Source organism: Rhizobium sp. USDA 4016 (assembly GCF_056279705.1).
Genome location: NZ_JBWCCY010000002.1, coordinates 1,694,708 through 1,708,433, shown reverse-complemented (window position 1 = coordinate 1,708,433; position 13,726 = coordinate 1,694,708). Strand labels below are relative to the sequence as shown.

Genomic DNA, 13,726 nt, shown 5'->3' with positions numbered 1-13,726 from the left:
CAAATCAGAAGCCGAGCTAGGTAACAAATCGCATCCCGGCTCCATTCGTTTCCGAGCATGCTGCTGTGATGTGACTTTTCGCGGGAAAACTCGGTTTCATCATGGACTTTGCTCATGGCACCTGCCCTTCCAAGGACAGGTCATTCGTAGGCAAGCATCGCCCAGTCGCGCTTTGGTGCTGAAATATCGGAACTTTTCGGGCTGTAATCAGTTGAAAAGCTTTGATCAGGAGAAATCGCGAAGGGCCACCTGCATGCCGAACATCCGGAACATGGCGCCGAAGAGCGGGTTCGATCCCCGCGACCGGCTGATCGTGGCTCTCTATGCGCAGCTGAAGGCAGAGCGGGAAACGCGTGAAACATTGGAATGGGCAATCCGCAACGGCGCGCTTTCAGACGAAGTGCTCGAAGCGATCGCCGCGGACCCCGTGCGGCCCGTTACCAGCGACGATATCGCATCCGTCGAAAAGATTATCGCCTTGGATGAGCGCCGCAAAGCAGCGACACGCGATGACGACTGAAGAGAGGACAGGAATATGGTCGACATTACCTATCAGATTGTGCCGCATGACGAAGGCTGGGCATACAAGCTCGGCGGCACGCTTTCCGAAACCTATGCGACCGTCGAAGAAGCGATCAATCACGCCAAACGCGCAGCGTCCCGCCAGAAGATCGGCGACGGCGACGCTACACTGGCTTTTCCGGCTCCGGACGGCGGCTGGCGGTTTGTGCCGCTTGAAACGGATAAGAGCGGAAGCAGGCTCTGATCGATACGCAGGAGACGGGGATGGCAGCGCGGGCAAGCTGGAAGGGTCATCTGAAGATTGGCGACCTCGTCTGCGCCGTCGGGCTTTATACGGCAATTTCCGCATCGGATCGGCTCTCCTTCAATATCATCAACCGGAAGACCGGCCATCGCGTCGAGCGTCAGTTCGTGGACAGCGAGACCGGCAAGCCTGTGGAGCGCGAGGATCAGGTCAAGGGTTACCGGATGGACAATGGCGAATACATCGTCATCGAAGGCGACGAGATTGCCAATGTCATGCCCGAGAGCGACAAGGTCATGGATGTCCAGAGCTTCATTGCTCTCGATGAATTCGACAAGCTCTATTTCGACCGTCCTTACTATCTTGCACCTGTCGATGAGAATGACGAAGAGGCGCTGCGCCTGATTGCGAGGAGCATGCGTGAAAACAAGGTGGCAGCGCTTGCCGAGGCCGTGCTCTTCCGGCGCAACCGGACCCTGCTGATCCGCCCGCGTGAGGACTACGTCATCGCGACGATGTTGAACTTCGACTACGAGGTCCGTTCTGCCGATCCGGTCTTCAAGGACATTCCGGACATCAAGTTCGACAAGGAGATGCTCGAGCTTGCCGGTCATATCATCGGTACGAAGAAGGGCGTGTTCGAGCCGAGCGAATACGAGGATCGCTACGAGGCGGCGCTGACCGAATTGGTGAAGGCCAAGGTCGAGGGAAGGGCACTGCCGAAGAGGAAGCCGAAGCCGGAGGGCAAGGTTGTCGATCTGATGGAGGCGCTGCGCCAGAGTGCCAAGTTGAGTGAAAAGAAAGCGCCTGCCTCTGATAGCCGCCGCAAGAAAGCTGGCTGACCATGGCGCTCGAGACCTATCAGGCAAAACGCAACTTCAGGATCACCCCTGAACCGCGTGACGCCAAAGGCCGCAGTCTTAGAAACAGTTTTGTCATTCAAAAGCACGATGCCACGCGGCTGCATTATGACTTCCGGCTGGAGATAGACGGGGTCCTGAAAAGCTGGGCCGTGACCCGGGGACCAAGCCTCAATCCGGAGGACAAGCGTCTCGCCGTCCATGTGGAGGATCACCCCCTTTCCTACGGCGATTTCGAAGGCATCATCCCGAAGGGGCAGTATGGCGGCGGTACTGTGATCATCTGGGATCGTGGCACCTGGACGCCGCTCGCCGATGCAAAGATCGCCTATCGAAAGGGCCATATCGAATTCGAGCTTGATGGCGAAAAGCTGAAGGGACGCTGGCATCTGGTGCGAATGCACAGGCGCCCGGGTGAAAGGCATGAGAACTGGTTGCTGATCAAGGGAGACGACGCCGAGGCGCGCCATGACGGCAAAGACATTTTGGAACAACGGCCGGAATCGGCAAAGACCGGACGGCGGATTGAAGAGGTCGCCAAGAATCCGACCGATACCTGTAATTCCAAACCGAAGGGCGGCGACAAGACTGTCACGGCAAGGACAAAGAAGGTTGGACCGCAAGTCCACGATTGGCCAAAAGGCGCCAAGAAAGCGGCGATGCCAGATTTTGTGGAGCCGTTACTTGCCAAGCTGAAGGCCAGGCCGCCGGCCGGCGACGGCTGGATCCACGAGATCAAATTCGATGGTTATCGGCTGCAGGTCCGGATCGAAAAGGGAAAGGTGACGATGCTGACCCGCACGGGGCTCAACTGGACGGAAAAGTTCGGCAGGGACATCGTCGACGCCTTCATGGCATTGCCAATCCAATCGGCGATTATCGACGGGGAGCTGGTGGTAGAGCGGGATACCGGCGCTTCCGATTTTTCCGCGCTTCAGCAGGACCTGAGCGCGCGACGCTATGATCGCTTCATCTTCTACGCGTTTGATCTGATGTATCTTGACGGCCGTGATCTAAGTGCCGCGCGTTTGATGGAGCGCAAAAGTCTGCTTGAAAAAGCGCTGCTTGGCGGAAACAACAAGGTGCGTTTCAGCGAGCATTTCAACGAGAACGGCGGCCTGGTTTTCGATCACGCCTGCAGGCTGAGCCTGGAGGGCGTCATCTCCAAGCAGTGCGACAGCCCCTATACGTCCGGCCGCAATGGCGATTGGATCAAGGCCAAGTGCTCGCACCGGCAGGAGCTTGTCATTGGTGGTTATGTGCCATCGACCTCCATGAAGAATGCGATCGGCTCGTTGGCGATGGGTTACTATGATAATGGCAAGCTGAAGCATGTCGGACGTGTCGGCATCGGCTACACAGCCACGGTGGCCCAGGATCTCTATGAGCGGCTTTCCAAAATCGAAGAGAAGGGGAGTGGTTTTGACGGTAAGCTGACGTCGGAGGAACGGCGCGGGCTTATTTATGTGAAGCCGGAGCTTGTCGCGGAGGTGGAATTTCGCGCGTGGTCCGCCGATGGTAACCTGCGGCACGCCGCTTTCCGCGGTTTGCGCGAGGACAAACTGGCGAAGGACGTGGTGCGCGAGATGGAAAAGACGACCGCAAAAAGCCTGACGAAATCGCAAGTGACGCTGACCCATCCGGATCGCATTTACTGGCCGGATGAAGGCGTTACCAAGGAAGGACTTGCCAATTATTACGCGCAGGTCTGGCGCTTCATGGAGCCTTACGTGGTCAATCGTCCTTTGGCTCTGCTGCGTCTGCCAGACGGCATTGAAGGACATCAGCGTTTCTTCCAGAAACACGCCTGGAAGGGCATGAACGAGAATATCGAACAGATCACGGATCCGAAGGACAGGGGCGGAGAAAAGTTGCTGCGCATTGCCGATTTCGATGGTTTGGTGGCCCTCGTGCAATCGGCTGTGCTCGAAATTCATCCCTGGGGCGCGACGACGGACAGTTGGGAGAAACCGGACATGATAACCATGGACCTCGATCCGGGCGGCGAGGTTGCGTGGGATAATGTCATCGCTGCCGCCCGCGAGATCAAAGAGCGCCTGGAGGCCGAAGGACTTGCCGGCTTCGTCAAGACCTCGGGCGGCAAGGGCCTGCATGTGGTCACGCCACTGAAGCCAAAAGCAGGTTGGGCGGAGGTGAAGGCCTTTGCGAAACGGCTGGCGGACACCATGGCCGCAGAAAGCCCGGACCGCTACATCGCAAAGGCGACGAAAGCCGAACGCACCGGCAAGATCTTCATCGACTACCTGCGCAATGGCCGCGGCAACACCGCAGTCGCCGCCTATTCGACGCGTGCCCGGCCGGGAGCGGCCGTCTCGATGCCGCTGGAATGGACCGAACTCACCGCCGACATCGGCCCGGCCTATTTCACCATCGAGAACACGCCGCCGCGGCTCGACGCGCTGCCGAAAGACCCGTGGGACGGGTTCTTTGCGGCAGCAAAGCCGCTTGAGAAAAAGAAGAAGCGTTAGCGCCTGGCAGCGGCCTGCCGTCAGCCTCTCCCGTGGAGGAGAGACTGACAATGCGTTGGTTCCAGCAACTAGGCTGCCTTCGCAACTTCGCCGTGCGGGTCGAGCACGAATTTGGTGGCGGCTCCCTGGTCGAAGCTCTCATAGCCTTGCGCAGCTTCCTCCAGTGAGATCACCTTGGCATTGACGATGTCGGCAATCGGTAGGCGGTCGTGGAGGATCGCCTGCATCAGCTGACGGTTGTATTTCAGGACAGGCGTTTGGCCGGTGTGGAAGGATTGGGCCTTTGCCCAGCCGAGGCCGAAACGGAGCGAGAGGTTGCCGTGTTTTGCGGCATTGTCGACGGCGCCTGGATCTTCGGTGACGTAGAGGCCCGGAATTCCGATCGAACCGGCCGCACGGGTGATCTCCATCATCTGGTTGAGCACGATTGCCGGCTGCTCGCCGCCCGAATGACCGCGGGCTTCGAAGCCGACGGCGTCGATGGCGCTGTCCACCTCATTGGTGCCGACGACCTGAGCAATCATGTCGCCGAGGCGGTCGCTCTTGGAAAGGTCGATCGGCTCAAAGCCAACCTTGGCGGCATGGGCCAAACGATCCTTGTTGAAATCGCCGATCATGACGACGGCCGCACCGAGGATGCGGGCAGAAGCGGCAGCGGCCATGCCGACCGGACCGGCGCCTGCGACATAGACCGTCGAGCCGACGCCGACGCCGGCGCGCACTGCGCCGTGGAAGCCCGTCGGAAGGATATCGGAAAGCATGGTGAGATCGCGGATCTTCGCCATTGCCTTGTCGCGATCGGGAAGTTTCAGCAGATTGAAATCGGCGTAGGGGATCATGACGTAGCGGGCTTGGCCGCCGATCCACCCGCCCATGTCGACATAGCCATAAGCCCCGCCAGCGCGCGAAGGGTTGACCGTCAGGCAGACGCCGGTGTCCTGGGCTTTGCAGCAGCGGCAGCGGCCGCAGGCAACGTTGAAGGGCACGGAAACGATATCGCCGATGCTCAGCATTTCGACATCGACGCCCTTTTCGATGATCTCACCGGTAATTTCGTGGCCGAGAACGAGACCGGGCATGGCTGTCGTGCGGCCGCGGACCATATGCTGGTCGGAGCCGCAGATATTGGTGGAGATTACCTTCAGGATGACGCCATGCTCGATGCGGCGGCCATCCGGCGCTTCCAGTTTCGGATCGTCGATGTCGCGGACCTCGACCTTGCCGGGCCGCAAATAGACGACGCCTCGGTTCTTGCTCATTTTCATCTCCTCCGTTGAAAATGTGACCAACCGAGCATGGCTCCTCTCCATGCCGGCTGCTTCGAACAGATTAGTGCAGAATGGCGGGCGCGCCGTTCCGTTTACGACGATTTGGGGCCGGAAATGGCCGCTGCCCTCAGTGAGATCTTGGCGACCTCGGTTTTTCGCCTTCGGCGGCCAAGCTCTTCTTCAGGGCGTCCATGATGTTGATGACATTGCCGGTCGATTTGACAGCGGGCCGTTTCTTTGCGGGCGCAGCCTGCTTGAGGCTCTTCGTCTTGTTGCGGATCATTGTTTTCAGCCGCTTCTGAATCGGATCCTGCACCATAGAGACATTCCACTCTTTCGTCTCTTCCTTGACAAGGCGCTTCATCATGGCGAGCACCTTGTTGTCGACTTTGGTGTCGATATCCAGGTGCGCGACCGGCTCTCGGACCTCGTTGCCGTAATGCAACGTCCAGAGAATGATGCCCTTGCCTTGAGGCTCGAGAAGCACCGCCCTTTCACGGCGATAAAGCACCAGCCTTGCGATGCCGACCACGTTGTTTGCCCTCATCGCTTCGCGAATGACGCAGAAGGCCTCTGTACCGACCTTGTCCTCCGGCGCCAGAAAATGCGGCTTGTCATACCAGATCCAGTCGATCGAGCCGCGCGGCACGAAAGTGTCGATGTCGATAGTACGGGTGCTTTCGAGCCCGACCTCCTCGATCTCATCGTCTTCGAGAATGACGTAATCGTCCTCGCCCTTCGGATAACCCTTGACCTGTTCCTTTGCGGACACGGCCTTATGGGTGACGCTGTCGACATAGCGGCTTTCGACCCGGTTGCTGGTCTTGCGATTGAGAACATGGAAGCGGACCTTATTGCTCTCGGTGGTGGCCGGCGTCAGCGAGACTGACGCCGTGACGAGCGACAGCTTGAGATAGCCTTTCCAGAAAGTCTGCCGCGCCATGGCCGTCTCCAATGAAAGAACACAAGGGGCAAAAAGCCTTCAACTGGCGGCTTTCCTTGGGTTCGGTTAGGTTTTGACCGGCTTTCTTCGCCGATCGGCTAAGTCTCTTCCTTCCGCTGGACAGAGTATTGCCGTCCGTCGGTTCTCGTACCAATCTCCAATGCGTGACCTAATGCGTTAGCTTCGGTCACAGAGTGACGTTCGGCTCCCGGTTTCCCATTCTCCTTCAGGAGCGCAGCCCAGTCCTGCCGGGCTCGCTAAACGGCCATCAGGACAACCGGGATATCGTCGACGCGCTTTCCATGGGGCTGTCACCGCGCCGCTCGTAAGCGCGCTGGTCACGCAGAATCTGGAAGGCGATCGTCAAAAGCTTGCGCGCGATGGCAACACGCGCCTTGTTCACTCCTCTGAACTTCAATTGCTCATACTGGGCGCGCAGCTGCGCATCGCTGGCGATGGCCGGGGCGACCGCCTCGACGAAAGCCCAGCGTAGCCAGGTCTTGCCGCCGGAGGAATAGGTCGACGGCACCAGTCCGGCATAGGCGGCAAGCTTCTTCGGGTTGCGAAACCGCGCTAGGTCGTCGATCTCGGCGTCGATCAGCCGGGCGAAGAACTCGCCAATGCCAGGGATCGTCTTCAACAGCCTCACATTGGTATTGGCCTTGGTCATTGCCCGGATCGTTGCTTCCGACTGCTTGATCCGCACGTCGATGTCGCCGATGAAGTCGAGGCCACGGTCGATCTGGATGCGGTCGATCTCCGAGACCTTCACCTGCGCCAGCTGAATGCGGCCGGCCTTGCCGAACAGGTCGCCGAGCTTCTTCAACTGTGCCGTCTGCTCCGGATAGCGATCAAACACCGTGACGATACGGTTCTTCGTCATCGTCCGCAGCCGCACGTAAAACATCCGCTCACGAAGGGCGACGCGCAGCTCGCGGGCTCGCTCTCCAGGAGCCCAGGCCTCCGGCACCAGGTCGGCTCTGAGCAGATGCGCCAGCACCGTCGCATCGATCTTGTCGGTCTTGATCTTGGCGTCGGCGATCGCCTTGACCTTCCAGGGATGGGCGAGAACGACATCATCACAAATGTCGTCGAGCCAATCGTAGATCACCATCCAGTTGCGGGTGGCCTCGACAACCGCATGCGAATTCTCCCGGTAGCGTTCCAGAAACCCACCCAGAGACTGGCGGTCGTTCTTCACCCGGCCGGATCTCAGCGTCTTGCCATTGCTGTCCTGCACCACCAGGTGGCTATAGGATTTGTGGTAGTCGACGCCGATATGGTAATTATAAGAGGCAGTCATGCTTCCAACTCCTTTATTGAGATCTTGCGAACCCCAACAAGGTAAGCCGAAAGGCTCGAAGCGTGACTGTCCCTCGACCATCACCTGCATCTCAGTGATCCGTTCTATCGGTGAAGGCGGCCTCTTTCATGTCACCTCCTTAAGCCGCCTTGTCGAGTTCCGGATAGTGCCGGAAGATGCCATCCTCGTTGAAAGCGATGCGCCGCTCCGATTTCAGGTAGGCGGCGATGTTCGGGCGCCTGGCCACTGCATCATGCAGGGCCGATAGCGCCGGGTATCTCGCCCGATAACCTGCCATGCCCTTGGGGAAGGCATAGTTCAGGCCCTCAATGATCTGAAAGAGCGAAAGGTCGACATAGGTAAGCGCATCGCCGAGGATATGTTGCGGGCCTTGCGGGTTCTGCTGAAGCACGCGTTCGAAATAACCGAGGTATTTCGGGATGCGCTCCTTGATAAATTCGGCCGAGCGCGCCTTTGCCTCGTCCTTCTGATCTTCGTAGTAGAGCGAGGTGGCGATCGGATGGTGCGTGTCATGCACCTCAGCGACGAAATCAGTAACCGTGAGTTGCAAGCCGTTCAACACGTAGCGCAAGCCTTCCTCCTTAGGCGCCAGACCAAGCTTCGGCCCGAGATAAAGCAGGATATTGGCGACGTGCGGCATGATGAGGTCGCCATCTTTCAAAAAGGGAGGCGCAAACGGGATATGCGGTTCTGAGCCGCTCCGCATGAGGCTCATCATTGCGCTGGTTCCCCGGCCGCTGCCGGATTCGCGCGCGACGTCGACATACTCGGCGCCCGCCTCCTCCAGCGACAGGCGGACGAATTCGCCCCGTCCCTGGATGCCGTCCCAGTAATAAAGCTCGTATGCCATCCATTCCCTCAACGCTTGGTTTTGCGACCGAAATCTTTTCGCAGTTCATCCTTTGCTTGTTCAAGTGTGTTCTTTTTCTTCTTCGTCAACTGGTCGCCGGCGCGGTTGATATAGAAGCTCAGCATCGACATGGCCGAGCGAAAGGGGCTCGATTTTCGGCGGCGGCTCGCCACCGCGGAGTGTTTGATCGAAGCGGCGATCTTCTTCGGATCGTCGGATTTGAAAACGCTTTCCTTGAGGTCCATGGCGTCGCTGTGCTCGGTCACCTCTTGCGACCATTTCCTTTTCGCCTTGGTCATCGGAACCTCCTCGATCAGGAACGGCGCACTTTGGCGGCGGGCCATTCCAAAGATCAGTGATGAGCTTCATGTTCGTGGCGCTTGCGCGTCGCGGCTGCCTTCTTGGCGGATGCCGAACGCTCGGCTGCGGAGCGGGATGCCGATGCCGCGCCGCCTTTGCGGCCGCCTTTTTCAGAGGCTTCGTGCGTGTCTTTCTTTCCGCGACCCGAACCGGACTTGTTGCCGCCGCCGCTTTCCTTGTTGACGGTAGCCCAGGCCCGGCGCTCTGCCTCTTTCTCGGAAACGCCACGTCCCTCGTAGCCTTCCTCGATGTGCTCTGCCTTGCGTTTCTGCTTGCCCGTATAGGTGGATTTGTCACCTCTTGGCATATTTTCCTCCTCTTGTTTGCAAAGAGATTGAACCGCGCGGCACTGCAAAAAGTTCCGGAGTCATGCCTGGATTTTGACGCAGGAGGAGCGTGCTTGGTGCAGCTAAGCGATCGGCCTTTGCTCAGCCGCGGTCTTCACCGCCAGGTCGAGGGCTCTGCTGCTGAAGGGTTTCGACAGCAGGACCGAGCCGGAGAAACGGCTGGCGTCCGGAAGCTGGCTGTTTCCTGTGGCAAATACCAATCCAACGGATGGTAGTACTTCTCTTGCCTTGGCAGCGAAGGCGGGGCCAGACATGCCCGGCAAGCCGACATCGACGACGATGATATCGATCTTTGTATGCACCAGGATCTCGACACCCTGTTCCCCGCTTTCGACATCGATCACCTCATAACCCAGGTCGTGAAGTATTTCCGTCGTGTCCATACGGATGAATGCATCGTCCTCCACCAGCAACAGTTTGAGTTTGGCATGCATGATCTCCGGCGGCGTGGTACCTGGGATGTCGGCCGGTCCGGCCGGGGCATGGAGGCGTTGGGCGTTGTGGGCAAGCACCAGGCGGATCTTCCGCGCAAGCGCCTCTCGCGTATAGGGCTTGGAGAGAAGTTCGAGGCCGGGATCGAGGCGGCCGTCATGGACGATCGAGTTTTCCGCATAGCCGGAGGTATAGAGAACTGCGATGTTCGGCAGGCGTTGGCGCGCCATGCGCGCGAGCTCGGGGCTCTTCAACGGACCTGGCATGACGACGTCCGTAAATAGCATATCGATATGCGCGCCGCTTTCGATGACGGTGAGTGCGCTCTGCGCATCGCGGGCCTTCAACACGTAATAGCCGAGATCGGTCAGCATCTCGACGACGGTGGCCCGCACGCCCTCGTCGTCCTCCGCGACGAGGATGGTTTCCGTGCCGCCGACCGATGGTGGTGCTTCGTTGCTGGCCACGCGGTCCTCGGTCTGGAACGAGCGAGGCAGATAGAGCTTGATCGTCGTTCCTTCTCCAACCTCGCTGTAGATCTTCACATGCCCGCCGGATTGCTTGACGAAGCCGTAGACCATCGAAAGCCCGAGGCCAGTGCCCCTGCCTTCGGGCTTGGTGGTGAAGAAGGGCTCGAAGGCCTGCACCATGACCTCCGGAGGCATCCCGCACCCGCTATCGGTAACGGCGAGCACGACATACTGACCAGCAGTCACTTCCGGATGGATCCGGCAATAGGAATCGTCGAGAAATGCATTACCCACCTCGATTGTCAGCTTACCGGATCCTTCCATCGCGTCCCGCGAATTGATGGTGAGGTTGAGAACCGCATTTTCAATCTGGACCGGATCGGCAAAGGTGTTCCAGAGGCCACCGGAAACCATGGTCTCGATTTCGACCTCCTCGCCCAGCGCGCGGCGAAGCATATCATCCATGCCGGTCACGAGACGGCCCATATTGATGACCTTCGGCTCCAGCGCCTGACGGCGGCCGAAGGCGAGCAAATGATTTGCCAGCCGTGAGCCCCGCTCCACGGCGGCAAGCGCGTTTGAAATCCGCTCCTTGGCGCGACCATCGTGCGGGACGTCCTTTCCCAGGAGTTGGAGATTGCCCGAGATGACCTGCAGCAGATTGTTGAAATCATGGGCGACACCGCCCGTGAGCTTGCCAATCGACTCCATTTTCTGTGATTGCTGGAGGGCAGCCTCGGCCTGTTGGCGCTCGGCGATCTCATTGGCAACGCGCAGTTCCAGCGTTTCGTTGAGTCTACGCAGTTGGCTTTCGATGCTGCTGCGCCGGGCGATCTCCATGTCGGCAGCGTGCAGCAGCCGGGCATTGTCGATTGCGACAGCCGCCTGACCGGCAAGGCTGACAAGACTCGCCTCCGCCGCGCCGGTGAAGCGGCCGGGCTGCGCGTGGCCGAAAAAGAGGCCGCCGATGACTGCCCCGCTGCGGGATTTTACCGGCACTGCGAGATAACTTCGTACCGGCAGATGGCCGTTTGGCATGCCGGCATAAGGAGCGTTGTGCCCGTAGCGGGGGTCAAGCAGGATATCGTCGGAACGCACGACACCTTCGCCGCTGAAGGTCGGCGCGAAGACCTTTGTATTGCGCGGCATCGGAAACGTTTCGAAGTTCTTCCGCTCGACGCCCGAAAGCGCGTAGAGCATGTAGCTTCCGCCTTCTCCGTCATCGACGTTATAAAAGAACGCGCCAAATTCCGCTCCCGTCAGTGCCACGCCGGCATCAACGGCAATCTGTGTCAAACGGTCGATATTGAGTTCGGCCGTGATTGCAGCACCGGCTGCATTGACGATCGAAAGTGCGTCGGATTTCGACCGCAGCTCTTCAAGCGCGTGACGCTCGCGCCGCTTGGCGATGACTTGCGCCGAAACCTCCATGGTCGCACAAAGCAGACCGCCAATTGCGCCTGTTTCGTCGCGAAGCGGCGTATAGGAAAAGGTGAACCAGGTGTCCTCCGTGCGTCCGTCCCGCCGCATCGGAATCAGCAATTCCTCGAAGATATGAGATTCGCCTTTGAGCGTGGCATGGACGATCGGTTCGAATTGCGGCCAGATATCGCTCCAGACTTCAGTGAAGGGTTTGCCCAGCGCGCTTGGATGACGATCCGGGAAAATCGGCACGTAGGCGTCGTTGTAGATGAAGGCAAGGTCCGGCCCCCAGGCGACGAATTTCGGCTGGCGCGAATTCAATACAACTTCGACAATATACCTGAGGCAAACAGGCCAGCCCTTCACAGGCCCAAGGCCTGAAACGCTGAAGTCGGCATTGCGCAGTATGTCGCCGATATTTCCGCCACCCTTCGGCCAAATGCCGTCTTCGCGCCGGGTCATTCAAACCGCCTTCATGATCGGACCGCAACGAGGCGAATTCGCTCGGGAATTCAGGCCATCTGCCAACGGCAAAATAGAGGCCTTGGGGCGTTCGGAAAGAGGATTTTGGAAATAACCTTAACGTTGAAGAAGCAAGGCTACCGATCTGGACTTTCGCCTGTGCTATTTGCGAGAAAGCCGTTGGAAACCGGACAATGCCTTGCCGAAATTAAACAGGCGGCCGGACTGCGAGCGGGTTTCGCGGAAGACAAGGCCAACCATGTTGTCGATTGCGACGACGAGACCGAGCGCAAGGACGAGGTAGAGAAACGCGGCGAGTGATAAAATCAGCATCTCCGCCCTCACAAAGGCGCGATCAAAATGTAGCAACCCGCCACGATAAGCGAAACGAGAATGGTGTCGAAGTAACCCCTATTCATGGCAAGCCTCCCATTTCGCCACTAACAGCCGACGAAAAAATTGGTTCCGCCATTGCTGGCCGTTTTGCAGCCTTTTTTTGAAGCGGACACCGCTTTAGGGTCATTCGGCCGATCTATCCTCACGTCAGAACGTTCCACGCGTTACAAACACCCTAAAGCGCAAGTAATTCAACCATATGACAACAGCTGCGGGCGCAGCTGGCGCAGCGTCCGCATCTTGAAACTTAAATATCGAATGCGTTCAGGCAGACTTGCGGCTGACGGCACGCTTCGGAGCCGGCTTTGCAGCGCCGTTGCTTTTCGTCCCGGGGGGTGCGGTGCGTTTGCCCCGGGTCTTGACTTCCTTGCCGTCCTTCGACGCAGCAGAACCTTCGAGCTTTTCACGCTCTTTCTTTGCCTGCTCCCAATGTATGGAATCTCGTCCGGTAGGATGTCCCTCTTCTTCCCAGAGGGCGTATGCACGTTTTTTAATCCACTCTTCCCGAGTTTCTGTCATCGCTGATCTCCAGTCACATCATCCCGCAGCCAAACGCTAGACTGAGGAGATGGTTCCAGAGGATTCGGGGATATTCAAGAAGAATTTTGACACGATGCAAAATATTATTTGCACTGCAGCATAAAATGCCGGTCAACCGACCTGAAATGCTACGGCCTTTGCCAGATCCTGCACGAAATGCTCGCGGTTCGCGCGGGCATCTTCCTCGTCGCGAATGCGCAGAAGGTAAGAAGGATGAATGGTCACCAGAACCGGAGGATGGTTTGCCGGCTGAAGAACATGGCCCCGCTCGGCGGTGACCTTCACTTTAGGGCCGAGCAGCGAATAAAGTGCTGTGGCACCCAGCGCAACGACGAGTTTCGGCTGGAGAATATCGAGCTCGGCGCCGAGCCACCACGCGCAGCGCTGGATTTCTCCGGCATTTGGCTTGGAATGCATACGGCGCTTGCCGCGCAGCTCGAATTTGAAGTGCTTGACGGCATTGGTGACGTAGCAGCGGGAGCGGTCGAGGCCCGCCTCTTTCAGACACTGATCGAGCAGGCGTCCAGCGGGGCCGACAAAGGGCTTGCCCGCCAGGTCTTCCCTGTCTCCGGGCTGCTCGCCAACCAGCACGATTTCGGCCGTTGGCGGGCCTTCGCCGAAGACGAGCTGGGTGGCGTTCTTGTAAAGGTCACAACGCGTGCAGTGTTCAGCCTGCCGTTTCAATTGATCGAGGCCTTTGGCCTCTGCATTCTCAAGTGTGAAGGCCGGACCGAATTTGGGCACGATGGTCATGGAGGCCTCCTTCTTTCGTCTTCATCTGCAACCGATCCACGCGG

14 protein-coding genes are annotated in these 13,726 nt (G+C 58.6%); 4 read left to right on the top strand and 10 right to left on the bottom strand.

Annotated elements, in window-relative coordinates; all coding sequences use genetic code 11:
• Positions 1-253 precede the first annotated feature (253 nt).
• The 4 genes from ACZ9DP_RS09260 to ligD are packed head-to-tail and all read left to right on the top strand — an operon-like array spanning position 254 to position 4,115.
• Positions 254-520, top strand: coding sequence for a hypothetical protein (locus ACZ9DP_RS09260; RefSeq protein ID WP_476201344.1), 267 nt, complete (start codon positions 254-256; stop codon positions 518-520).
• A 15-nt stretch (positions 521-535) separates the two neighbouring features.
• Positions 536-766: a DUF2188 domain-containing protein gene (locus tag ACZ9DP_RS09255; RefSeq protein ID WP_074064889.1), complete on the top strand. Its 231-nt coding sequence runs from the start codon at positions 536-538 to the stop codon at positions 764-766.
• 20 nt (positions 767-786) lie between these two features.
• A complete protein-coding gene (gene ku, locus ACZ9DP_RS09250) occupies positions 787-1,608 on the top strand; it encodes a non-homologous end joining protein Ku (RefSeq protein ID WP_476201342.1) in 822 nt (273 codons plus the stop codon).
• Between the two features lie 2 nt (positions 1,609-1,610).
• Positions 1,611-4,115: a DNA ligase D gene (ligD, locus tag ACZ9DP_RS09245; protein ID WP_476201341.1), complete on the top strand. Its 2,505-nt coding sequence runs from the start codon at positions 1,611-1,613 to the stop codon at positions 4,113-4,115.
• A gap of 68 nt (positions 4,116-4,183) precedes the next feature.
• Here ligD and fdhA read toward each other — a convergent pair whose 3' ends face one another.
• From fdhA to ACZ9DP_RS09195, 10 genes are all read right to left on the bottom strand, one after another.
• Positions 4,184-5,374 (bottom strand): formaldehyde dehydrogenase, glutathione-independent, encoded by a 1,191-nt coding sequence (gene fdhA / locus ACZ9DP_RS09240; RefSeq protein WP_074071636.1) that lies wholly within the window; start codon positions 5,372-5,374, stop codon positions 4,184-4,186.
• A 136-nt stretch (positions 5,375-5,510) separates the two neighbouring features.
• Positions 5,511-6,326: a non-homologous end joining protein Ku gene (gene ku, locus ACZ9DP_RS09235; RefSeq protein ID WP_194731349.1), complete on the bottom strand. Its 816-nt coding sequence runs from the start codon at positions 6,324-6,326 to the stop codon at positions 5,511-5,513.
• A 268-nt stretch (positions 6,327-6,594) separates the two neighbouring features.
• Positions 6,595-7,629, bottom strand: a complete 1,035-nt coding sequence (locus tag ACZ9DP_RS09230; RefSeq protein ID WP_476201339.1) for an IS110 family RNA-guided transposase — start codon at positions 7,627-7,629, stop codon at positions 6,595-6,597.
• A 139-nt stretch (positions 7,630-7,768) separates the two neighbouring features.
• On the bottom strand, positions 7,769-8,500 hold the full coding sequence (locus tag ACZ9DP_RS09225) for a glutathione S-transferase (RefSeq protein ID WP_476201337.1): 732 nt from the start codon (positions 8,498-8,500) through the stop codon (positions 7,769-7,771).
• An 8-nt stretch (positions 8,501-8,508) separates the two neighbouring features.
• A complete protein-coding gene (locus tag ACZ9DP_RS09220) occupies positions 8,509-8,799 on the bottom strand; it encodes a DUF3175 domain-containing protein (RefSeq protein ID WP_074071639.1) in 291 nt (96 codons plus the stop codon).
• 53 nt (positions 8,800-8,852) lie between these two features.
• Positions 8,853-9,167, bottom strand: a complete 315-nt coding sequence (locus ACZ9DP_RS09215; protein ID WP_476201336.1) for a plasmid stabilization protein — start codon at positions 9,165-9,167, stop codon at positions 8,853-8,855.
• Between the two features lie 102 nt (positions 9,168-9,269).
• A complete protein-coding gene (locus ACZ9DP_RS09210) occupies positions 9,270-11,993 on the bottom strand; it encodes a hybrid sensor histidine kinase/response regulator (RefSeq protein WP_476201334.1) in 2,724 nt (907 codons plus the stop codon).
• Between the two features lie 162 nt (positions 11,994-12,155).
• Positions 12,156-12,326, bottom strand: a complete 171-nt coding sequence (locus tag ACZ9DP_RS09205; RefSeq protein WP_022716605.1) for a hypothetical protein — start codon at positions 12,324-12,326, stop codon at positions 12,156-12,158.
• A gap of 327 nt (positions 12,327-12,653) precedes the next feature.
• Entirely contained in the window at positions 12,654-12,908 is a 255-nt protein-coding gene (locus ACZ9DP_RS09200) for a DUF2934 domain-containing protein (protein WP_040115247.1), read from the bottom strand.
• A gap of 132 nt (positions 12,909-13,040) precedes the next feature.
• Positions 13,041-13,682 (bottom strand): UdgX family uracil-DNA binding protein, encoded by a 642-nt coding sequence (locus ACZ9DP_RS09195; protein WP_239600967.1) that lies wholly within the window; start codon positions 13,680-13,682, stop codon positions 13,041-13,043.
• Positions 13,683-13,726: the final 44 nt, after the last annotated feature.

Bases quoted from the DNA above. Each gene is read 5' to 3' on its own strand.
- ACZ9DP_RS09225 (WP_476201337.1), bottom strand. From the start codon at position 8,500: ATGGCATACGAGCTTTATTACTGGGACGGCATCCAGGGACGGGGCGAA.
- ACZ9DP_RS09255 (WP_074064889.1), top strand. From the start codon at position 536: ATGGTCGACATTACCTATCAGATTGTGCCGCATGACGAAGGCTGGGCA.
- fdhA (WP_074071636.1), bottom strand. From the start codon at position 5,374: ATGAGCAAGAACCGAGGCGTCGTCTATTTGCGGCCCGGCAAGGTCGAG.
- ACZ9DP_RS09205 (WP_022716605.1), bottom strand. From the start codon at position 12,326: ATGCTGATTTTATCACTCGCCGCGTTTCTCTACCTCGTCCTTGCGCTC.
- ku (WP_194731349.1), bottom strand. From the start codon at position 6,326: ATGGCGCGGCAGACTTTCTGGAAAGGCTATCTCAAGCTGTCGCTCGTC.
- ACZ9DP_RS09210 (WP_476201334.1), bottom strand. From the start codon at position 11,993: ATGACCCGGCGCGAAGACGGCATTTGGCCGAAGGGTGGCGGAAATATC.
- ACZ9DP_RS09260 (WP_476201344.1), top strand. From the start codon at position 254: ATGCCGAACATCCGGAACATGGCGCCGAAGAGCGGGTTCGATCCCCGC.
- ACZ9DP_RS09200 (WP_040115247.1), bottom strand. From the start codon at position 12,908: ATGACAGAAACTCGGGAAGAGTGGATTAAAAAACGTGCATACGCCCTC.
- ACZ9DP_RS09220 (WP_074071639.1), bottom strand. From the start codon at position 8,799: ATGACCAAGGCGAAAAGGAAATGGTCGCAAGAGGTGACCGAGCACAGC.
- ACZ9DP_RS09230 (WP_476201339.1), bottom strand. From the start codon at position 7,629: ATGACTGCCTCTTATAATTACCATATCGGCGTCGACTACCACAAATCC.
- ligD (WP_476201341.1), top strand. From the start codon at position 1,611: ATGGCGCTCGAGACCTATCAGGCAAAACGCAACTTCAGGATCACCCCT.
- ku (WP_476201342.1), top strand. From the start codon at position 787: ATGGCAGCGCGGGCAAGCTGGAAGGGTCATCTGAAGATTGGCGACCTC.
- ACZ9DP_RS09195 (WP_239600967.1), bottom strand. From the start codon at position 13,682: ATGACCATCGTGCCCAAATTCGGTCCGGCCTTCACACTTGAGAATGCA.
- ACZ9DP_RS09215 (WP_476201336.1), bottom strand. From the start codon at position 9,167: ATGCCAAGAGGTGACAAATCCACCTATACGGGCAAGCAGAAACGCAAG.